Source organism: Pseudocalidococcus azoricus BACA0444, assembly GCF_031729055.1.
GTDB classification, from domain to species: domain Bacteria; phylum Cyanobacteriota; class Cyanobacteriia; order Thermosynechococcales; family Thermosynechococcaceae; genus Pseudocalidococcus; species Pseudocalidococcus azoricus.
Window position 1 is genome coordinate 117,661 of record NZ_JAVMIP010000005.1, and the last position, 19,746, is coordinate 137,406.

At 50.6% G+C, this 19,746-nt stretch carries 19 protein-coding genes; 3 read left to right on the forward strand and 16 right to left on the reverse strand.

Going from position 1 to position 19,746, the window contains the following annotated elements:
• Window positions 1–7: 7 nt before the first annotated feature.
• The 16 genes from ispD to RIF25_RS07660 all read right to left on the reverse strand — a co-directional run bounded on the left by ispD (window position 8) and on the right by RIF25_RS07660 (window position 17,495).
• Window positions 8–694, reverse strand: a complete 687-nt coding sequence (gene ispD, locus RIF25_RS07585) for a 2-C-methyl-D-erythritol 4-phosphate cytidylyltransferase (protein ID WP_322877946.1) — start codon at window positions 692–694, stop codon at window positions 8–10.
• Between the two features lie 127 nt (window positions 695–821).
• Window positions 822–992, reverse strand: coding sequence for a hypothetical protein (locus tag RIF25_RS07590; protein WP_322877947.1), 171 nt, complete (start codon window positions 990–992; stop codon window positions 822–824).
• 56 nt (window positions 993–1,048) lie between these two features.
• Window positions 1,049–4,624: an AAA-like domain-containing protein gene (locus RIF25_RS07595; RefSeq protein WP_322877948.1), complete on the reverse strand. Its 3,576-nt coding sequence runs from the start codon at window positions 4,622–4,624 to the stop codon at window positions 1,049–1,051.
• A gap of 234 nt (window positions 4,625–4,858) precedes the next feature.
• Window positions 4,859–5,926 carry a RuBisCO accumulation factor 1 gene (locus RIF25_RS07600; protein ID WP_322877949.1) on the reverse strand — a complete coding sequence of 356 codons (1,068 nt, stop codon included), beginning with the start codon at window positions 5,924–5,926 and terminating at the stop codon, window positions 4,859–4,861.
• A gap of 27 nt (window positions 5,927–5,953) precedes the next feature.
• Entirely contained in the window at window positions 5,954–6,718 is a 765-nt protein-coding gene (locus tag RIF25_RS07605; protein WP_322877950.1) for a Uma2 family endonuclease, read from the reverse strand.
• Window positions 6,719–6,918: 200 nt separating this feature from the next.
• On the reverse strand, window positions 6,919–8,214 hold the full coding sequence (gene purB / locus RIF25_RS07610; protein WP_322877951.1) for an adenylosuccinate lyase: 1,296 nt from the start codon (window positions 8,212–8,214) through the stop codon (window positions 6,919–6,921).
• 55 nt (window positions 8,215–8,269) lie between these two features.
• Window positions 8,270–9,358, reverse strand: a complete 1,089-nt coding sequence (locus tag RIF25_RS07615) for an LOG family protein (RefSeq protein ID WP_322877952.1) — start codon at window positions 9,356–9,358, stop codon at window positions 8,270–8,272.
• Window positions 9,359–9,436: 78 nt separating this feature from the next.
• A complete protein-coding gene (gene trxA, locus RIF25_RS07620; protein ID WP_015124274.1) occupies window positions 9,437–9,760 on the reverse strand; it encodes a thioredoxin in 324 nt (107 codons plus the stop codon).
• A gap of 133 nt (window positions 9,761–9,893) precedes the next feature.
• A complete protein-coding gene (locus RIF25_RS07625; protein WP_322877953.1) occupies window positions 9,894–10,070 on the reverse strand; it encodes a hypothetical protein in 177 nt (58 codons plus the stop codon).
• Between the two features lie 142 nt (window positions 10,071–10,212).
• The gene (locus RIF25_RS07630; protein ID WP_407682362.1) at window positions 10,213–11,376 is read right to left on the reverse strand and encodes a GuaB3 family IMP dehydrogenase-related protein; all 1,164 of its coding nucleotides are present in this window, start codon (window positions 11,374–11,376) and stop codon (window positions 10,213–10,215) included.
• Between the two features lie 31 nt (window positions 11,377–11,407).
• Window positions 11,408–12,358 (reverse strand): hypothetical protein, encoded by a 951-nt coding sequence (locus RIF25_RS07635; protein WP_322877955.1) that lies wholly within the window; start codon window positions 12,356–12,358, stop codon window positions 11,408–11,410.
• Between the two features lie 166 nt (window positions 12,359–12,524).
• The gene (locus RIF25_RS07640; protein WP_322877956.1) at window positions 12,525–14,150 is read right to left on the reverse strand and encodes a 2-isopropylmalate synthase; all 1,626 of its coding nucleotides are present in this window, start codon (window positions 14,148–14,150) and stop codon (window positions 12,525–12,527) included.
• 156 nt (window positions 14,151–14,306) lie between these two features.
• Window positions 14,307–14,567, reverse strand: a complete 261-nt coding sequence (locus tag RIF25_RS07645) for a 2TM domain-containing protein (RefSeq protein ID WP_322877957.1) — start codon at window positions 14,565–14,567, stop codon at window positions 14,307–14,309.
• A 60-nt stretch (window positions 14,568–14,627) separates the two neighbouring features.
• Complete coding sequence (locus RIF25_RS07650) at window positions 14,628–15,410, reverse strand: hypothetical protein (protein WP_322877958.1); 783 nt, start codon at window positions 15,408–15,410, stop codon at window positions 14,628–14,630.
• Window positions 15,411–15,420: 10 nt separating this feature from the next.
• On the reverse strand, window positions 15,421–16,257 hold the full coding sequence (locus RIF25_RS07655; protein ID WP_407682363.1) for a carbohydrate ABC transporter permease: 837 nt from the start codon (window positions 16,255–16,257) through the stop codon (window positions 15,421–15,423).
• Window positions 16,258–16,352: 95 nt separating this feature from the next.
• Window positions 16,353–17,495, reverse strand: coding sequence for a CBS domain-containing protein (locus tag RIF25_RS07660; RefSeq protein ID WP_322877960.1), 1,143 nt, complete (start codon window positions 17,493–17,495; stop codon window positions 16,353–16,355).
• 89 nt (window positions 17,496–17,584) lie between these two features.
• Here RIF25_RS07660 and RIF25_RS07665 point away from each other — a divergent pair, with 89 nt between their 5' ends.
• The 3 genes from RIF25_RS07665 to RIF25_RS07675 all read left to right on the forward strand — a co-directional run bounded on the left by RIF25_RS07665 (window position 17,585) and on the right by RIF25_RS07675 (window position 19,731).
• Window positions 17,585–17,707, forward strand: coding sequence for a hypothetical protein (locus RIF25_RS07665; RefSeq protein ID WP_322877961.1), 123 nt, complete (start codon window positions 17,585–17,587; stop codon window positions 17,705–17,707).
• Between the two features lie 13 nt (window positions 17,708–17,720).
• Complete coding sequence (locus tag RIF25_RS07670; RefSeq protein ID WP_322877962.1) at window positions 17,721–18,923, forward strand: glycosyltransferase family 4 protein; 1,203 nt, start codon at window positions 17,721–17,723, stop codon at window positions 18,921–18,923.
• 244 nt (window positions 18,924–19,167) lie between these two features.
• On the forward strand, window positions 19,168–19,731 hold the full coding sequence (locus RIF25_RS07675) for a M23 family metallopeptidase (protein WP_407682360.1): 564 nt from the start codon (window positions 19,168–19,170) through the stop codon (window positions 19,729–19,731).
• Window positions 19,732–19,746: the final 15 nt, after the last annotated feature.

Consider the following 19,746-nt stretch of genomic DNA (forward strand, 5'->3'; position numbering starts at 1 on the left):
TTGAAGCTTAAGGATTGAAGCGGCCCTTGAGAATCTGTTCAGCCAGGGCGAGATCGGCCGGAGTTGTGATCTTCAGGTTGGTTTCCTCGCCCATGACGATCTGAACAGGTAAATCAAATTTTTCAAAGAGGGCGGCATCATCCGTAACCTCCAGGCCCAGGTCTCGTCCTTTTTGATGGCAGTCTTTTAATTCCTGAACCCAGAACCCCTGAGGCGTTTGGGCGGCCCAGAGAAAGTCCCGATTGGGGGTTGCGGTGACAATGTTTGTCGAGTTAACAATCTTAATGGTGTCTTTAACCGGAATTGCCGCCACAAATCCAGAGCAGTTCTCAAGGGCCTGGGCGCAACGCTGGAATAAATCAGGTGTGGCCAAGCATCTAGCTCCATCGTGGATCAGAACCTGAGTCGCATCATCCGGGAGAGCTTGTAGGCCATTATAAACTGACTCTTGGCGGGTCTTTCCCCCCGGAATGAGAACAGTCGGGTACGGGAAATCAAATTCCGCCAGTAGCACCTGCCAGTCCGGAAAATCTCCAGGTTGGCCAATGATTCCTAACCAGGAAATAGCAGGTGTCGCTCTAATTGCTGTCAATGTCCAGGCCAAGAGCGGCCGACCCAGCACCTCCAGTAGGAGCTTATTCCGGTGACTGCCCATGCGTTTACCCAGGCCGGCTGCCGGAATTAATAAATGCATAGTTAAGGTTCAAGTTCGAGGTCTGGAAACCAATTATCCTCCAAAACCTACCCCAAACCGATAAGAATTTTCTAGGAAGATTTAATCAATCCCAATGGGTCGCCGGAACGCCTAAAATTTCTCAAGTCTAAGAACGGCGGCCGGGTGTACCTTGATCTTCTGGAGGTGGAGAATCGGCCATCAGGGTCGAAGTTGTCCGGTTGATCTGTTCAAGGGAAGACATTGAGGTGGCGCGGCCAAATCCCCAGGCCAGGCTGAGGCAAACGAGACTGACAACAATCGCAATTACATAGGGCATGGTAGAGACCTCTGAAGAAGGGTTAACTGGGGAGAAGGTAGGGGAAAACATCATTTTTAGTGTCTGTTGGGAGGCGCAGGGCAAGCAGCTTGGGCAGTGAGATGAGTAACTCGAAAGTCATTTAACCAATGGCATCCTTGCTGGATCAAGTCAGGGAGGGAATAAAGAGGCATTAGATAAACTTGGTCATTTTGGCCGGCAACCGCTAGGTGTTGGGAGGCGGCCGGACTGACATCGAGGGTATAGGAAATACCGGCCTGGTCATTCACAGTCGCAATGGGTTGACCACTCAAGGCCCAAACACTGACAATGCCATCCTGCCCCGCACTGACAATCATTTCGCCATCTTGACTCAATCCTAAGCTGAGAATACTACTCATGTGACCCCTAAATTGACGGATTTTACGACCGTTCAGTTCCCACAGGCCAATGATTCCGCCTTCCCCAGCCACAATCACGGTTTTGCCATCGGGGGTAATATTTAAGCTGGTCAGCCAACCTTGCTGGGGGTTGAACTCGCGGATTAACTTGCCAGTCTTCACATTCCAAAAGCGCACCCAACCATCTTGACCTGTACTGACTACGGTTGAAGTGGGGGAGTTTTCGGCCCCTGGAGTTGGAGGTAAGAAGCGTAACCCCCAAATTGCCCCAGTATGGCCGTGGAACTTACGAGCAGACTGAGGTGGCCAAGCTGGGAATTGATCAGCGGTTGCTGTGAACGGGCCTGACCAAACCAGAATCTCCCCGGTTTTCCCCGCCGCCGCCAAATACTGGCCATCCCCACTAAAGTCAACGGCATAGATGGCTGGCCCAGGCGGTTGCAGGGATAGAACAGAATTGGGGTGCTGCTGGAGGGGCCAAATTCCAACCGTACCATCATCACCCCCAAAGGCGAGGCTCTGGCCATCAGGGCTAAATTCCACGGTATTCATTCCCTGCGAGCTGGCCTGGATCCGTTGGCTGAGTTGCCCATTCAGTTGCCAAAGCTTAAGGCTGCCATCTTTCCCCGCAGTGGCCAGGTGATCTCCTTGGGGAGAAAAGTTAACGTGCCACACACTGGCCTGACCTGCGCTCCAGAGCTTATCTCGGGGTTGAAAATCCCACAGGAACAGCCGACCACTGGGATCGCTACTCAGGAGTGTTTTCGTTCGCTGATTGAAATCCACACTGGTGACAAACCGTTCATGGCCCGATAGCTCATGTTGGAGTAAGCCATTTACAGTCCAGAGACGAATTATATTATCTTCACTCAGAGTCAATAATGTTTCCCCAGAGGGACTGGCTCCGACTAAATAAGCTGGGGTTAAACTGACCCGCCACTGGTTAATTTGCTGGCCTTGGGTCGTCCAAAGCCGGAGAATCCCATCCTCTCCAACTGTGGCAATTTTTTTGTGGTTAATAAAGATGACACTTTTTTGGATTACGGCTTGACCCAGGCCCGCCTGCCAGGCCCCCACCAACTGCCCCGATAACGTCCAAAGCCGAATAAAGCCATCATTGCCCGTGGTGACGAGGGTTTGCCCATTGGGAGCGTAGGCAAGGCTGAATCCTTTGGGGGCCTGGGCAAAAAAGCGTGACTGGAGGCGGCCATTTGCGGCCCAAACTAGGACTTCACCTTGATTGGTTAGGCCCGCTAAGGTGGTTTGGGTTGGACTGAACTTAAAGCTCGCCAGGCCTGTTGCCAAGTTGCCCAATGTAAATAATTTTTGCGGCTGACCGGCTAGATTCCAAACTTCACCCGTGCCGGCCTGGGTAAAGAGGGCCAGTTGCTCACCTTCAGGATTAAACCGCATTCCCACGAGGGGTTGGGTGGACAGTTGGGCCTGGGCTAATTTCTCCCCTTGGATATTCCAACGTTGAACCTGGCCGTCTGTGAGCACCGTCAGCACTTGTCCATCTTGGGTGAGGCTGCTACCAACTAAGGGTTTGGCAATGTTCCATTGGTTGCGGGCCAGGATGCGGCTGAGGATCGTATTCAGGGTTAGGATCGGGCGCGTGGTTGGGTATTGACTCAGGGGCTGTGGGCCAACAATCCGCAATAGTTCCCGGCCATTTTCGATTGCCGCCACCAGCGAGGGTAAGGGTTGGGAGGGAAATTGATTGAGGATATTGATACTGTCCTGTTCAAGGCCCAAACTGGCTTGGGAGCTTTGGAGTTCTTGGCTGGTGCGCACCAGGCCTGTACCGACTACAATCGCAATCACCGACACTAACCCTAAACCAGCTAATGATAATTGCCCAAGGCGGCGGGCCTGTTGGCTGGCTTGACTCAGGATGCGATTGGCCTGGGCCATGGCTTCTTTTTCTTGACGTTCAATAATCAGGGTGCGTTGGGTTTCCTGTTGTTGCCAATCTTGGGAAGCGGCTAAGAATTGATAGTCTTGGTCACTTAAACTTTTGTCACTGGCCCAACTTAAGGCTTCTTTGAGGCTTTCTCCCCGCAATAGCCGCGAGGTATCGCTACAGTTGGACTCGACCCAGGCCTGGAGTAATACCCCATAGGGCCGTAATTGCCCCAGTTGAAACTCCACCCAGGCCAAGTCAAACACCTGGGCATAAATTGGATTAAAGACCCGTAACTGCCCCTGGTCGTAAGCCACTAGGCCGGTTAACCGCAATTCAATCTGTTCACTACTGTCATCGGCAGGAATTGTCCCGGTCTGGAGCAGGTGTTGATACAGGCCTAAAATGCGGCTGGCCCGTTGTTCATTGGCCAAAATCCGGTTGCGAATGGTTTTTAAGTGTTCTGGTTCATCATGGTGTTCCCAATCGGTTAAGACTCTGGCCTGGACGAGTTGGTTAATGGTGGCGGTCTCCTGGCCTGGGGGAATGGGGTCTAAAAGGTGCTGTTGGGCCAGGCGGCAGAGTTTTTGGGTCAGAAAGGGTTGCCCCCCCGTCCAATCTAAGATGGCCTGGAGTACGGTTTCTGGGTTCGGACTGAGATCGGCCAAGCCTTGGGCTAAGGGGGCCGCTGCCGGTAATGCTAAACCCTCTAGGGGAATGGCGCGCCCAATATTAAAGGGAGTCCGTTGCTTATCTTGAATTAAATTGGCAGGAGTTGTCACCCCCATCAGCGCAAAGGTGAGGCGATTAAAGGCTGGATTATCCACCCGTTGGTTATAACAGGCCCGCATCCAGGTAAAGAAGTCATCGGTGGCGAAGGGTAAACTCAGGAGGCTATCAATTTCATCAATAAAAATGACCAGTGGGGTCGAAATCAGATCCAATAAGACGGTTTCAACAAAATCCCCTAGACGTTGCACCGGCCCTAGATAGGCGCGTTCTCGCCACCAGGCCCGCAGTTGAAACTGCTCTCCCAGGCCAAACCCCTGCACCAAGGCCCCAATCAAGCTGGCGTACCACTGATCACTATTGATGTTTTGGCTGCCAATCTTGGTAATATCTACGGCTGCACAGGCCACCCCCGCGGCTTGTAACCGTTGCATCACCTGAACCCGCAAACTAGACTTTCCCATCTGGCGGGCATTGAGGACATAACAAAATTCCCCGCCCATGAGTCCATCAAAGAGGGCCATATCCGCCGCCCGTTGCACATAGGTACGAGCAGAATTGGGTAAGCTTCCGCCAACTTGGTAGGAAATGCTTGAACTCACTAAAGGCGGGGATGTCATTTGAGAGCATGACCCATTGATGGCTGGACAAAGGATAAATCAAGGAAAAGTTGGCGAGGCATTATCTCCAGGACTTCTAAACGTTTCTAGTGGTCTAGCCCCCCCTGTGTAACCCAACAAAACAAATCAAATCAGTCTTGATGGTTACTCCAGACGCAGAAGCAGGCAACCGATGTTCCAATAATCTTCCCAATCTTAAGCCAGGCAACTAAGAGTGGAGCAAGCCAGAAACAGTTACTCATCAATGAGCCAGGAATTAAAGGTTGCGGTTTCATCCAAAATTCGCTTCGGTCGTAAAACGAGGATGACCTGCCCCAAAATTTCCACCTCTGCTTCTGTCCCTAACCAGGCCAAGCGGATATCTTCACCCTCCATCACTAAAACATAGCGTTCGGGATCCCAGGCCCGCTGGCCCCGATCCACAATGACTAAAACCTCTTCGCAGGGCTGATCCGCTGGGACATTGGGAAGATTGGTAGTTTTCGATAAAATTGCCATCGGTTCTATAGCTTGGCGAATGACCTGCCACCCTGGGATCGGGACAAAGGCTCCGGCCTGGGTTGATTTGAGAGTTGCAAAGGCACCTGTTTCCGTAAATTGAGGCACTTGAGCTAGGGCCTGGGAGGTAAGGGGCAGTTGCCCAACCAGAGGGACAATCCGAGGCATTTCTTCTTCAGATTCCAGACGATAAAACGGCAGACGGGGGGCCGTTTTGGCAGTGGGAACGGTGGTGCTCAGGAGGAGGGCTTCCAAGGCTTTGCGGGCTGGGTTGGCCTGGGCATAACTGAGACCTTGGGCAATCAGGCGAGACCGCTCTACTAAATCAACCTGTTGGCGAGCTAAATTCCAGTAATAAGCGGCCACCCGATCTCCCCCAGTTTGGCCAAAGGATTCTGGAATCGTGATCCGGCCGGCGTTTTTGAGGGCATTGGCGATCTCATGGGCCCCATCAGAGTCCAGGCCCCGATCCTGAATTAACTCCGCCCCCCAAACCCGCTCCTGTTGATTCAAAATCCGTAGTTCGTAAAGACAATCACTGGCCCGTTGTTGGAAATGAGCTAGGGTTTGACTGTTAGCTGGCCCAGCTTCAAGACTCTTAAAAACTTGAATGGCTGTAATGATTTGATTTTGATGAATCGGTTCAAAGCCTGTAGCTTCAAAAATGGCCTGGGGTGAGAGGCCTGATTTTTGCAATTGTTGACAAGCACTCGCCCAATCCAGCCAGTTCCCTTCTTTGCGGCGGAGTTTTTGGAGGATTTGGGTAATTTCAGGTTCACTTAATTGGGTAGTTTCAACAGTCATAAAATTATTTTTTTAGTTGGAATCAGATTAAGAATTACGTTTTACCCAGGCCCGAAACTCTTGTAGTGTTTGCGTTTCACCAATTTCTAGACGCTTTTGCAAAAATTCAACGAAAACAGGAGCTGGGATTTGGGGAAATATCAGACTTGTAACCCTGTGATAGTAGGAGCCTTGTTCCAGGAGATAATACTGCAACGTCTTTCCATCGTATCGCCAAACTTCAGGAATCCCTAAACTGGCATAGATAGGCAAGCGGGGTAAGGAAGAACTAGTGGCATCAACTTCTAAGATCAAGTCCGGGGGTGGATCTCCCGCCCGTAAATCAACATTCACTTTACCGCGAATAACTGGCTCATGTTGAATGTAGTAACAGGAATCAGGCTCACATCCCCTACTCATATTGTCAGTTTTTAAGAACATTGAACCAAGTTCTCGAATATTAATTTTCAGTTCATCACAGAGAGTTCTAATCAAGGAACTTAAAAAGCATTTACTGCCTTCATGAACTGCTAAAGGGGGCATAATTTCTAAGTCACCATCCAGGTAATAAAACCGAGCTTTGCGATCTTCTCCTGTCTCTTCAATTAATTTTTCAAAGGTCTCCCAACTGACATGAGGTAAAATCCGTGGTGCGGTAATTTCTAAGTCACCATCTAGGTAATAAAACCGAGCTTTGCGATCTTCTCCTGTTTCTTCAATTAATTTTTCAAAGGTCTCCCAACTGACATGGTGTAGGACAGCAGACGTAGCATCTAGTAAGTAGGTTAAAGATTCAGAACTGGAGGCGAGCATAGCTTTCACCATTGATATAGATTGACTTGAGGCGATGATTACCAGGCCTGGGGTTGAAACTTAGCATCATTCAGGATCACAACTTGATCGCCCGAAAGACCTAAATGACCCTACATTCAGGATAAAGCAGAATAAATAGTTACTTGCTCTCCCTAACGGATATGGCTGGTCTGATTGATACCGCAGAGAAATAGAGTCTCTTAAATCCCCAACCGCTGATAAACTTCCTCTAAATTACTCAGATGTTGTTTCGGATCAAAGCAATCGGCGAGTTCCTTGGCTGAAAGATGTTGACTGATTTCTGGATCAGTGGCTAGGGAGTCGCGAAAATTACCACCTTCTTGATTCCAGGCCTGGTGGGCATGGCGTTGAACTAAGGCATAGGCTGATTCACGAGTTAAGCCTCTTTCCACGAGGGCTAACAACACCCGCTGACTGAAAATAACCCCACCATATAAGTTCATATTCCGGGACATATTTTCCGGGTAAACCTGCAATGTGCGGATGAGTTCTGTCGCTTCCACCAACATAAAATGAGCCGTAATGGAACTGTCGGGCAAAATCACCCGTTCCGCCGCACTATGGGAAATATCCCGTTCATGCCAAAGGGCGACATTTTCTAAGGCCACCATCGCATTTCCCCGCAATAACCGCGCCAGGCCAGTCAGGCGTTCCGAGCGAATCGGATTGCGTTTATGGGGCATGGCCGAGGAGCCTTTTTGTCCCTTAGAGAAATATTCCTCAACTTCAAGCACATCTGTCCGTTGGAGATTGCGAATTTCCACCGCAAACCGCTCTAGACTGGCTCCCAACAACGCTAAAACCTGGGCATATTCAGCATGACGATCCCGAGAAATCACTTGGGTTGAAGCTGGATCCGGTTGCAGTCCCAATTTTTGACAGGTGAGAGCCTCAACTTGGGGACTAATGTTGGCATAGGTTCCTACGGCCCCCGAAATTTTCCCGACAGCAATGGTTTGATGTAACTGACACAGGCGTTGGCGATTTCGTAACAGTTCCGCTAACCACCCGGCTAACTTAAACCCCAAGGTAATGGGTTCGGCGTGGATGCCATGACTGCGACCCACCATGATTGTGTAGCGATGTGACTGGGCCTGGGTCCGAACCGCTTGAATCAGGTGTTCCAGTTGGGTAGAAAGAATCGCCAGACTGGCAACCAGTTGTAGGGCTAATCCGGTATCTAAGACATCGGAACTGGTCATGCCCAAGTGAATATAACGCCCTGCATCGCCAACATACTCGTTCACGTTTGTCAGAAAGGCAATGACATCATGTTTAACTTCAGCTTCAATTTCTAAGACTCGCTGCGGCTCAAAGTTGGCTTTGGCTTTGATGGTTTCAACGGCATCGGCAGGAATTAACCCTAACTCGGCTTGCGCTTCACAGGCGGCGATTTCAACTTGGAGCCAAGTTTTTAACTTGTAAGCATCAGTCCAAATTTCGCCCATCGGGGCCAAGGTATAACGTTCAATCATAGAGAGTGACTAAGGGGTTGGTAAAAGGCAAGAAAACTGCATGGTATCAAAAAAGCTATTTCCGTTCAGGGTGACTTGCGGCATCGCCTGCCCCCATTTGGTTTAAGCGCAGAATGAGTTGATAGAGACGGCCAAAGTCTCGCTGATTAAAGTGGAGTTTCAGCCGGGGTAAATGGGCCGTATGAATAAAGTTAGGACGATGATCTGGTTGCTCGTCTCGGAGTTCTTGGAGGGATGCGGTTGTTTTTTCAATCGTACCACTGTCTAAAATATCAGCAAAGTCTTGATTTAATGCCGCAATTTGCCCATCGGTTAGCTCTTGATTCAAACGCAAGATGAGATATTCATTGACATAGCGGCACGAATGATAAACTCGATAGAAATTACCCAGATTAGTTAAAGCTTGCTCAACGCTATCGGTAATTGTATAAAGCTGATCATCTTCATCACTGATTAAACCATTGCCTTTAAGCTCCCGTTGAATATAATCATGCCAATTTTGCCAATAGGTACCACCCGGCCTATCGACTAAAACCAAAGGGATAGGGGGAGATTTACCCGTTTGGCAGAGGGTGAGACATTCAAAGGCCTCATCGAGCGTCCCAAAGCCGCCCGGAAAAACGGCAACGGCATCGCTTTCCTTGAGCAAAAAGAGCTTACGGGTGAAGAAATATTTAAAATGAATGAGGCGGGGATCACCCTCAATAAAGCTGTTAGCACCGGGTTCAAAGGGTAACTCAATATTCAAGCCAAAGGAATGTCCAGGCCCGGCACCTTTATTACCCGCTTCCATAATCCCTGGCCCGGCCCCCGTCATAATCATAAAGCCCCGTTCTGTGGCCTGGTGAGCAAAATCATGGGCCATTTGATATTCTGGAGCCGTTGAGTTTGTTCTGGCCGAACCAAAAATAGAAATCTTGCGGGTATGGCGATAGGGTGCAAAGACTTGCAAGGCTCGTTCCATGTCTCGTAAAGAGGAACGAATCACTTTCCAATCTAATCGATCTAAATCCGCTTCCGTTAGGCGCAAAAGAACGGCTAAAATTTGCTGAATTAAGTCGCCATTTGTGACTTGATCGAGTCGTTGAATGAGTTGTTCAAAGTCTTGCTGAAGCGTGGCAAGGGCCTTGGATGTTGGACTCATGGGGTGGCCTGGTGGGAGCGAACCTTCATTTTATCAGGTGGCGTATCCGAGCCTCAGACTTTTAGTCTTTATTGTTCCCTAGAGGAACTGATCCAATGTGGCTTCAATTTTAGTTTTGGGAACAGCCCCAACTAACAAGTCAACTTTCTGACCCCCCTTAAAAATCATCAAGGTTGGAATGCTGCGAATCCCATATTGAGAAGCAACTGCAGAATTTTCATCGGTATTAACTTTGACGACTTTTACTTTGCCGTCATACTCATTGGCAATTTCTTCGACAACAGGAGCCACCATCCGGCATGGCCCACACCAAGGTGCCCAGAAGTCCACAAGTACAGGTACTTCACTATCGAGAACTTCGTCTTTAAAGGTGGCATCTGTAACTGAAACGGCTGAGGACATAGGGCAAAATCCAAACGAGCAAAACAAAAAAGCGACTATTCTTTCTCTGTCCCTTTCGTTGTCTATCCTATCACACTGTTCTATAGCTCCAGACCGGGTGACTCGGTGTTTCTGAGCCGTTGGGTGTTACATTTTATTGCGGTTTCCGACCACCATCAGTCCCATGGGGAACATCTACCCTCAGGAGTGCTTCAATACAGCCAAGTCCCAGGCCAGTTAGTTTTCCCAGGTCATTTTTGAACCGATAAAAAAGGAAACCGCCTAAACCGAAGTCCAGGCGGGGTGTGGTGTGAGGAGTGAACGGAAACATGTGTCTCCGCTAACTACTATTCTAAGTGACGGTTGCTGAACTGCTCTAGTTCCCAGGGGCCAATTTAATTTGTTGATTTTGCTGATTTTTCCTACACATAATTAGGAAATCAGGAGTTCCATAACAAACTCAGTCAAAATCCTTAGCGGCCCATCCCCAGTTTTTGAGCTTTTTGATAAACCTTACCCTCAGTTAGGAGAGAGGGGGCAATCACGATCTCAACCTGCTGCATTTCGATAATATTTTTTGCCCCTAGGGTTCCCATGCTGGTTTGTAAGGCCCCCAAGAAGTTATGGGTTCCATCATCCAGTTGAGCCGGCCCCCGGAGAATTTGCTCCAGCGTGCCGGTTATCCCGACCCGAATCCTTGTCCCCCTAGGTAGAACTGGACTGGGTGTGGCCATCCCCCAATGGTAGCCCCGACCCGGTGCTTCAGCCGCCCGTGCAAAGGGAGATCCCATCATCACCGCATCAGCCCCACAGGCAATACATTTACAAACATCACCACCCGTCACGAGGCCGCCATCCGCAATCACAGGGATGTACTGGCCGGTTTCCTCGTAAAAGTCTTGGCGGGCCGCAGCACAATCCGCAACGGCGGTGGCCTGGGGAATTCCGACTCCTAAGACCCCGCGGGAGGTACAAGCCGCGCCGGGACCAATCCCCACTAAAACCGCCGCCGCGCCGGCCTTCATCAAACTCAATGCCACATCATAGGTGACACAATTACCGAGAATGACCGGAATTGGCATTTCTTGGCAGAATTGAGCTAAATCTAATGGGGTGACGCTTTCGGGAGACAGATGGGCTGTAGAAACTACCGTGGCCTGGATGAAAAATAGGTCTGCACCAGCCGCCGCAACCACCTGCCCAAACTTACTGGCTCCCGCCGGGGTGGCACTGACTGCGGCAATTCCCCCTTGGGCCTTAATTTCTTGAATCCGTTGGGTGATCAGTTCTGGTTGAATGGGCTGGGCATAGAGGGACTGCATCAAAGGCACAAATTCCGAGGCATCTACCGCGGCAATTTGATCCAAGATGGGGTTGGGGTCGGGGTAACGGGTTTGGATCCCCTCTAGGTTTAAGACTCCTAAGGCCCCCATCTGACTTAACTTGACGGCCATAGCGACATCCACAACCCCATCCATTGCACTAGCAATAATCGGGATAGCCCGAGTCAACGGACCCAGTTGCCAAGAAGTATCAGCTAATTGTGGATCTAATGTCCGGCGACCGGGGACTAGGGCAATTTCATCAATACCATAGGCTCTGCGGGCTACACGGCCTCGCCCAAGTTCAATATTCACCATATTCTTCCTGATCTTTGTTGTTAAGCTATCACGAACTCGGGTTGCTCGGAGTCCGGCGAATGGGGCGTGGAGGCAGGGAATGCCGCTCGGGAGTGGTTGAAGTCGGATGCCCACTCGTGCGTTTGCGGAAGGGAGGCTGGGCTGGCCGGGCTGACTTGGGGGCTTTCCGAGGTGGCAGCACGCCTACGGGGTTGGCTTCCTGAATCACCAAGCGGTTTCCTTGGCGTTGGGCATGTAAATCCCAAAAATATCCAGGGGATTTCATTTCCACAACTCCTTCAAGGCGCACCTTAAAAGCTTTACCTTTGTCAGCGTTTTTACGGGGTTGCTGTTGAATCTTGACCATGACGAATTTCTTATCTTGAGAGTTGAAAATAACTTCGCCCCGGATTGAAAAATAGCCATCATCGGATTCTACAGACGCAACGACTGACTCTGTGGCAACTGGGCTGTCTTGCTGGAGAATGTCAGGCTCCCATACACCAACAATTTGTAGATGTAGGATAATATCTTCTGGGCTAGGGGCCTGGGGTTGACTACTTCTACGGGAGTCTTTCCTGATTTCTTTTTTCTTTTCTCTTGCCAAATCTCGAGTGCGGGGATAAACGACCCAAAGATGTTCTTCATTGAGATCGAGATATTTCTTGATCAGATTCATAACCTGCCCCAAGAGTACTGTTTCAATTTCCTGACCGTCACTGGTGAGGAGGATGCCACGATTGAACTGATCTGGGTCGGGCTTATAAATGCCTTTGACCAGGCCAATGGCCCGATACTGAAGCCGTTCACTGACTGCTGGAATTGGGTGTAGGCGAGTTACGGTGGATTCCGGACTAGGCGGGGGGGGTGGAGTGGGATCGGGAGAAGACAATGGCGGCGGAGGGGGTGGCGGCGACACTGTTTTTTTAATACTGATAATTTCTGGTGCGCCTGAGCTGGACTTCGGCTTTGTCCGTTTTGGAGTAGATTCGGCTGTCATGAATGGTCTCGCAAATGTCTGGTGCAGAAAATTGAACTGGATGAGAGTGCCAATTATGCCAATTATATATGTCTCAGGATGAATGAAGGGAACTCACTAAGAGGGGGTCTAAGAACACTACTTAGGAAAATAAATACACCTTGGACATTCCCTAGATGACTTCGTTTTAGACCCCTGCCGAGGCTACTGTTTGGGGATGCAAGGGCTGTTGCTTCAAACCCCGCGCTAAACGATTGAGGGCATTCATGTAGGCCTGGGCGGAAGCGACGATCACATCGGTATTGGCAGCATGACCGGAGTAAATTCGATCCTCATGTTGCAGACGAATCGTCACTTCTCCCATGGCATCAATCCCAGCCGTTACTGATTGCACAGAATATTCAATTAAGCGATTTGGCAGGCCAATCACCCGATTAATCGCCCGATAGACCGCATCCACTGGCCCGGTACCAATGGCAGCATCAGTGAGTTCTTCCCCCTCAGGCGTGCGGACAATCACGGTTGCCGTGGGTTTGGCATGATCGCCACAGGTAACTTGGACAAATTCCAAGACATAACCGCCCGGATCACTGGCCTGGGTTTCATCCTTGACAATGGCTTCCAAGTCCCAATCCGTAATTTCCCGTTTTTTATCGGCCACATCCTTGAAGCGTAAGAAAGCTTTATTTAAGTCTGTTTCTGACAGTTCAAAGCCTAATTCCCGCAAGCGACTGGCAAAGGCATTCCGGCCGGAGAGTTTCCCCAAGACGATTTGGTTTTCGGCCAGGCCAATCAGTTGGGCATCCATGATTTCATAGGTGAGTTTGTGTTTCAGCACCCCGTCTTGGTGAATTCCCGACTCATGGGCAAAGGCGTTGGCTCCCACGATGGCTTTATTGGGTTGAATCAACATCCCGGTCAAGTTAGAAACTAGGCGCGAGGTTTTGTAGAGTTGACGGGTATCAATATTGGTCAAGGATGCCTCAGAGTCCACGGGGCGACCGAAGAAGGGATTGAAATACTGCCGCCGCACATGGAGGGCCATGACCAATTCTTCTAAGGCAGCATTCCCAGCCCGTTCGCCAATGCCATTGATCGTGCATTCCAGTTGCCGGGCTCCGTTTTTCGCCGCCTCGAGGAAGTTAGCCACCGCCAAACCGAGATCATTATGCCCATGGACAGAAATAATCGCCTGGTCAATGTTGGGGACGTTGTCTTTAATGCCCTTAATCAAGGCCCCAAACTCAGCCGGAGTGGTGTAGCCCACTGTATCGGGAATATTGATCGTGGTGGCCCCGGCAGCAATGGCAGCTTCGAGGACTTGATAGAGAAATTCCGGATCCGAACGGCCGGCATCCTCTGGGGAAAATTCCACATCTTCCACAAAGGTTTTGGCATAGGCCACCATTTCTGGGGCAATTTTGAGGACTTCAGCCCGGCTTTTTTTCAGTTTGAACTCTAAATGAATATCCGAGGTGGCAATAAAGGTGTGGATGCGTTTGTAGTGGGCTGGGGCCAGGGCCTGGGCAGCGGCTTGAATATCGGCCTGGGTGGCGCGGGCTAAACCACAAATCACCGGGCCAGTTTCCGTTCCCACCTGCTCGGCAATCCGTTGGACGGCCTCAAAATCCCCCGGGCTGGCAAAGGGAAATCCGGCTTCAATAATATCCACCCCCAGTTTGGCCAGTTGTTTGGCGATGACCAGCTTTTCATCCACATTCAGCGACGCGCCCGGAGATTGTTCCCCATCCCGCAGTGTGGTGTCGAAAATGAGAATGCGGTCAATGGCCTGGGGCGGATATTTGATGCTCATATCATTACCGTTGCCTGAAAACTGAGAGTGGTGATCTAAAACTAGAGGAACATAAAGCGAACTTAAACCGAGTTTGTCTTAGTTACGCTTCTCCTTCCTAGTTTAATCCTTGGCCTGGGAATTGCCCTGTTTTTTTGAGGTTGCCCTGCTAATACTCTAGGGCTTGTTTTCCAGCGGGGCGCGACTGTAGTGAGCAAGTTTAAAGATATACAGGCCATGGGTGAGTAAACCGAGGAGCCAAATTCCCGTCACCCAGGCCGGCCAGGGCCAATTTTTATCTAGGAATATGTCGAAAAACCAAATTCCAGAATTGCTGGCGGCAAACAAGGCAACATGAACCGCAAAGTTAATCCGGTCTTCGAGGCGGCGATAGGCTGGATCCTGGGGATCGGGTTTGCGGGGCCAACGGGGCGGCATAGAAAAAACACTCCAAACAAGGCTGGGGGGAAGGGAATTTTACTTGTATCCTAACCTGTTCTATGGTTCGACTTTGACGTTCCCGGCCGGATCAATGGTGACTTTTACCCCCAAGCGGCGGAGATTTTCAATGGCGGCCTGCTGTCCCCGCCCAGATACGGCATTTCCCAGAACCATCAGCCAGGAGTTAATTTGGGCCTGTTTGCTGTCGGGATTGGTGCGGAGAAAATCTGCCATTCGTTGATAAAAGGCGGCTGACTCTTTGGCCTTTGCCGTGTTTTGGAGACTGACCCATTGGGCGGCCATTTCGTAGGACTGCTGGGCAGCTTTGTGATCCCCCAGATAGAGCAATTCATCAATGGCTTTATAAACCCAAATTAAGTAGGCCTGGTCAAAGACGTTCGGGTCGAGTTGTTTTAAGCCTTGGTTCATCAAATCTACGGTGATTTGGGGTTGCCCAGCAAAGAGGGTGGTGGAGGTGGACAGAAACACATAGGCCCGGACAAATTTGGGGTCGCGGGGAATGGTAACTTGAAAAAAGTAAGGCGAAAGATCGTAGCCAGTGACATCCCGGGCCCGCCAATCCCCAAAATATTGCAGAAATTGGAGAAAGCTCCAGTCCCCAATCAAGTTATCAAAGCCAAAGCTGGGCATCTGGGCCAAAATTTGCAGTTGGGGCTTGAGTTGGGCGACTTCCCGCTGATAGACCTCGGGGGATAGGGATTCCTGGGCCTGGGTTTGGAGGGTTTTGAGGGAGGCTTGTTGCATCCAGGCCACGACCGCTAAGGCCCCACAGGTAAAGATGGCTCCCAAGAGGTCATTTTTGGTCAGGGCTAGTTTCATCGCTCTAGGCTTAAGATTGCTGCCATGTTCTGAGTTGGATCCAAATTAGCACCAAGGTTGCCACCAATAACACCATTGCCGCCGCGGCCGCATAGCCAAAATCAAACATCCCAAAGGCCTGTTGATAGATGTAATAGACCAATAAATTTGTTGAGTTAAGGGGGCCGCCACCCGTGACCACATAGACCTGTTCAAAGCTGCGGAGGGTGAAAATTGTGGTGGTGACTGCGGTTAAGACAAGGGTGGGTTGCAGGCCGGGAAGGGTAACATAGCGAAATTGCTGCCAGGCCCCGGCCCCATCTAAACGGGCGGCTTCATAGAGCGTTAGGGGAATGGTTTGCAGGCCGGCGAGAAAGACGACCATATTAAAGCCCAGTTGCTTCCAAATACTCAGCAGAATTAAGACCGGCATGGCCCAAGTTGTGCTACCTAACCAGGAAATGGCCTCTACCCCAACGTGCGCCAATAGTCCATTCACCGGCCCCTCAGTTTGAAACAGCCAGCGAAACCCCAGCCCGGCAGCCACAATTGAGGTGACGGAGGGTAAAAAATAGGCAGTGCGCAGGGTTGTTCGGCCCCAAATTGGCCCATTTAAGCCCACCGCAATTAGGAGGGGAAGAATGAGGCTAGGCATTACCGTGACGATGGTGAAATAAACCGTATTGCCTAAAACTTGCCAGAAGTCGGGACTTAAGAACAGGCGTTGATAATTCTGCCAACCAACCCCATAGACACCGGAACGGGTAAAGCTGCCCCCCGTAAAGCTTAAAACTCCCAGATAAAGAATCGGGATAAAAACAAAAATTCCCAGAAAAATCAAAGCCGGAGCTAAGAATCCCCAGGCCATCAGGGACGGCGGTATGGGTTGGGTTGGTTTATCCACAGCCAGTTGGCCTCAATTGGAAGGGGAAACATATTGATCTTAACGGCTCCCCCAGTTCCTTAAGTCGGGTTTGCTAATTGTTTCACTAAACTCCCAAATTGATTCCAGGCCAGTTCAGCCGGACGCATTTGCTCCATTAGATAACGGGCGGTGGCTTCCCCGGCCTGGGCAGATTGAATCACCTCTGGGAGGCGTTGGCGAAACCGATTGGCAATCCCGACAATTTGTTGGTTGGCATGGACGCATTGCTCCCCCAGCTTGTTAATTTCGGTAGTAATGAAATCAAAGGCACTGAACTGCCCCCCGGCTCGCCCAATAATTAAACTGGCTTGTAAGGCTAAATGCTTTACCTGACGGCTGATGTGGGCAATCTCGGCACTGGCCCCATCAACAATTTCCAGTTCTTGCTCTAGAACCCCACCCAAACGCAACACCTGATTAAATTCCCGCATCAAGCTATTGGCAGAGGTGATTGTCCCTTGGGCGGCCTGTTGGCTTTCCTGGACGACCAGTTGCCCCATTCCCAAGAGTTGCTGATTGATCCGGCTGATTTGCTTGGCCTGGGCCCGTAATTCCTGATTTTGATGTTCGAGAATTTCTTGGTGGCGGTGGCTGTCGATCTGGCTTTGGGCTAATTGCTGGGCATAGCTTTCGGCTTTGGCTTGGGCGGTGATGAGGGCCTGGGTCAATGCCTGTTTCTCATCCTCTTGCTGGGCCATAAAGCGGTGAATTTGCTGGAGAATCTTGGTCTGGGCTAAGAGCAGAGTATGGCAACTCAAGAGTAAATAATCCCCTGCCCCTGCCCCTGCCAGGATGATGGGGTCATAAACAAATTCACTTTCACGGGATAAAGCTGCTCTCACGGCCGTGATAATTGGGCAACTGGCGGGCAAAACCAGGGGTAAGGCCTCTAGGGCAGAACCCTCTAGGAGTAACTGGATCGGCCGCTTGAGGTAGAGTTCCCGCCCAAAGGGTTGATTCAGGCGCGCATAGAACTTGGCCTGGGGAATCAGAGCCTTGGGTTTATTGTCTGCGAGGATAATCACACCGGGTAACTCCGGCTGGGCCTGGAACTGCTCCAAAATAGATTGCCCAATCACGTCACTGGTGAAGCAACTGCTATAGGTGGGGAGCAGATGCAAGGGAGATTGCGGTGTTAAAGGCTGATTGGTCTGACTGGTTAGTTCTTGAAGCTGTGCCATTCTTCCCCCAGGCCCGCCTCGGCAGTAGAACCGTTTTACTTGCGATGACAACTAAGGGAAATTTAACAACCTGACGTTAAGGAAAAACTATGGCGGGGTTAATAAGTCTGGGGTCATTCCCGGCCCTGCTGATCCTTCTCCGGGGAGATCAGTTTGCCCGTGAACAGCAGTCGCGCCCTAACCCCCTCAACAATCCTGATCTCGGCCCATAGATTTGGGATAATCTTGAGGCATCCCGTTCACATCCCGCGAAATTCCTTGGCTCTTCATATTGCTTGGCTTGGTAAAAAATCTCCCCCCTGTGGCAATGTTACCTATAGTCGGGAAATTACGAACGCGCTCCAAGATCGGGGGCATCAGGTCAGCTTTCTTCATTTTGTCCAAGATACGGAGAGTGAAGCCCTAGATCGACCGCTACAGCCAGGAGACGGGCAAGAAGTCACCCTACCCTGTCTATATAAATCCCAGGTTTATACGATTCCCTCCTTGCGGGCCAGTAAGGTTTTGGCCTCCTCATTGCGGCAATTAAAACCCGATATTGTCCATGCCTCCTTGACCCTCTCCCCGCTGGACTTTTTACTGCCAGAAATTTGTGAAGAGTTGGGGATTCCTCTGGTGGCCACCTTCCATCCGGCCTACAGCGACAAATATCGGAACCTCTCCTCGGGAACCCAATTGGTGATGTACCAGTTGTATGCCCCGTTTTTAGCCCACTATGACCGGATCATTATTTTTTCTCAGCCCCAACGGGAGTTATTGATTCGCTTAGGTGTGCCGCCCCAGCGCGTGGTTGTGATTCCCAATGGGGTAGATATTCAGAAATATTCCCCTGGCCCCTCCCGTGTCAAACAAGAGTACAACGCCGAGCGAATTTATATTTACCAAGGGCGCATTGCGATTGAAAAAAATGTTGAATCCCTGTTGCGGGCCTGGTGTAAAGCCAAACTGCCAGCAAATTGCAAATTGTTAATGGTCGGGGGCGGCTCCCTGATGTCTTCGTTGATTTCAACCTATGGGCCAGAGCAAAATGTGCTGTGGTTGGGAACGATTTTGGATGAACAACGGCGGATTGAACTCCTGCGCGGGGCTGATGTGTTTATTTTGCCCTCCTTTGTCGAGGGGTTGTCTCTATCGTTGTTGGAGGGGATGGCCTGTGGTCTAGCCTGTTTAGCCACCGATGTGGGCGCGGATGGGGAGGTTTTAGATGGGGCTGGAATAATTTTGAATCCTCAGTATGTCAAATCCCAACTGCAAACCCTGCTGCCCCTGTTTCATCAACACCCCGAAATGATTCCGATGCTGGGGCAAAAGGCGCGTCAACGGGTTGTGGAAAAATATAGCCTTAGTCACAATGTGGATGCCTTAGAAACCTTCTACCATGAGATGTTGCCGGATTATAATTTCAAGGTTTCCCTCCGGGTCAGCTAACGTTGGTATCTTAACCAGAAAGAAATCGCCGCCACATTCTTGGGTTTGGGGATCAAATTCAACCCCCATTTAGAGAACAAATTCCCCCGGCCTGGGTCAAGATTTGCATGACTAACTCCCTCTTTTAGAACAGTTGAGAAGAGAGTTACTCCTGGGTTTAGTGGTGAGGATAAGGATGGGTAAATTACGATTGTGCCGCGGCAGGCTCAGTTTGGGATTTCTGGTTGCCGGATTACTTGGATTGATGCTGATGATGCCAGGGTTGCTTCTGTCTTCTCAGGCACAAGATTTAACTGGCCTGGGGTGGGAATTGGGGTCTTTTCCGGTGGAGAATTTTCAAACCTATTCCTCCCCCTTTGGCTATCGGGCTTCACCGACTGGAGGGTATGGGACTGAGTTTCACAATGGGCTGGATTTTGCCGCGCCTGAGGGGAGCTACATTCGCAATTGGTGGGCCGGAAAAGTGATTGAGGTTTCTGATGATACGGCCTGTGGCACCTTGGTGCGGGTACAATCCGGGGCCTGGCAGCACGTCTATTGCCACATGAAAGGCCAGGTAGAAACAGAACCACGGGGGCGAGTCATGGTGGATCGGGCTGGGGGGGTAGAAATTTGGCAGGGACAGACCTTAGCGACTGGGATGCGAATTGGGCGAGTGGGGATGACGGGCCGGACAACGGGGCCACATCTGCATTGGACATTACGCCATCAAGGGCAACTGGTGAATCCGGGGGTCGTCCTCCAGGCCATGGCCGAGGCTCAACAAGCCGTAACCACTCCTGAATCACCTGTAACAAATCAAGGTTAGAACTATAGCGTTACT

What these genes read in the sequence shown, in the direction of transcription:
- ispD (WP_322877946.1), bottom strand. Translation starts at nt 694, where the DNA reads ATGCATTTATTAATTCCGGCAGCCGGCCTGGGTAAACGCATGGGCAGT.
- RIF25_RS07590 (WP_322877947.1), bottom strand. Translation starts at nt 992, where the DNA reads ATGCCCTATGTAATTGCGATTGTTGTCAGTCTCGTTTGCCTCAGCCTG.
- RIF25_RS07595 (WP_322877948.1), bottom strand. Translation starts at nt 4,624, where the DNA reads ATGACATCCCCGCCTTTAGTGAGTTCAAGCATTTCCTACCAAGTTGGC.
- RIF25_RS07600 (WP_322877949.1), bottom strand. Translation starts at nt 5,926, where the DNA reads ATGACTGTTGAAACTACCCAATTAAGTGAACCTGAAATTACCCAAATC.
- RIF25_RS07605 (WP_322877950.1), bottom strand. Translation starts at nt 6,718, where the DNA reads ATGCTCGCCTCCAGTTCTGAATCTTTAACCTACTTACTAGATGCTACG.
- purB (WP_322877951.1), bottom strand. Translation starts at nt 8,214, where the DNA reads ATGATTGAACGTTATACCTTGGCCCCGATGGGCGAAATTTGGACTGAT.
- RIF25_RS07615 (WP_322877952.1), bottom strand. Translation starts at nt 9,358, where the DNA reads ATGAGTCCAACATCCAAGGCCCTTGCCACGCTTCAGCAAGACTTTGAA.
- trxA (WP_015124274.1), bottom strand. Translation starts at nt 9,760, where the DNA reads ATGTCCTCAGCCGTTTCAGTTACAGATGCCACCTTTAAAGACGAAGTT.
- RIF25_RS07625 (WP_322877953.1), bottom strand. Translation starts at nt 10,070, where the DNA reads ATGTTTCCGTTCACTCCTCACACCACACCCCGCCTGGACTTCGGTTTA.
- RIF25_RS07635 (WP_322877955.1), bottom strand. Translation starts at nt 12,358, where the DNA reads ATGACAGCCGAATCTACTCCAAAACGGACAAAGCCGAAGTCCAGCTCA.
- RIF25_RS07640 (WP_322877956.1), bottom strand. Translation starts at nt 14,150, where the DNA reads ATGAGCATCAAATATCCGCCCCAGGCCATTGACCGCATTCTCATTTTC.
- RIF25_RS07645 (WP_322877957.1), bottom strand. Translation starts at nt 14,567, where the DNA reads ATGCCGCCCCGTTGGCCCCGCAAACCCGATCCCCAGGATCCAGCCTAT.
- RIF25_RS07650 (WP_322877958.1), bottom strand. Translation starts at nt 15,410, where the DNA reads ATGAAACTAGCCCTGACCAAAAATGACCTCTTGGGAGCCATCTTTACC.
- RIF25_RS07655 (WP_407682363.1), bottom strand. Translation starts at nt 16,257, where the DNA reads ATGGCCTGGGGATTCTTAGCTCCGGCTTTGATTTTTCTGGGAATTTTT.
- RIF25_RS07660 (WP_322877960.1), bottom strand. Translation starts at nt 17,495, where the DNA reads ATGGCACAGCTTCAAGAACTAACCAGTCAGACCAATCAGCCTTTAACA.
- RIF25_RS07665 (WP_322877961.1), top strand. Translation starts at nt 17,585, where the DNA reads ATGGCGGGGTTAATAAGTCTGGGGTCATTCCCGGCCCTGCTGATCCTT.
- RIF25_RS07675 (WP_407682360.1), top strand. Translation starts at nt 19,168, where the DNA reads ATGCTGATGATGCCAGGGTTGCTTCTGTCTTCTCAGGCACAAGATTTA.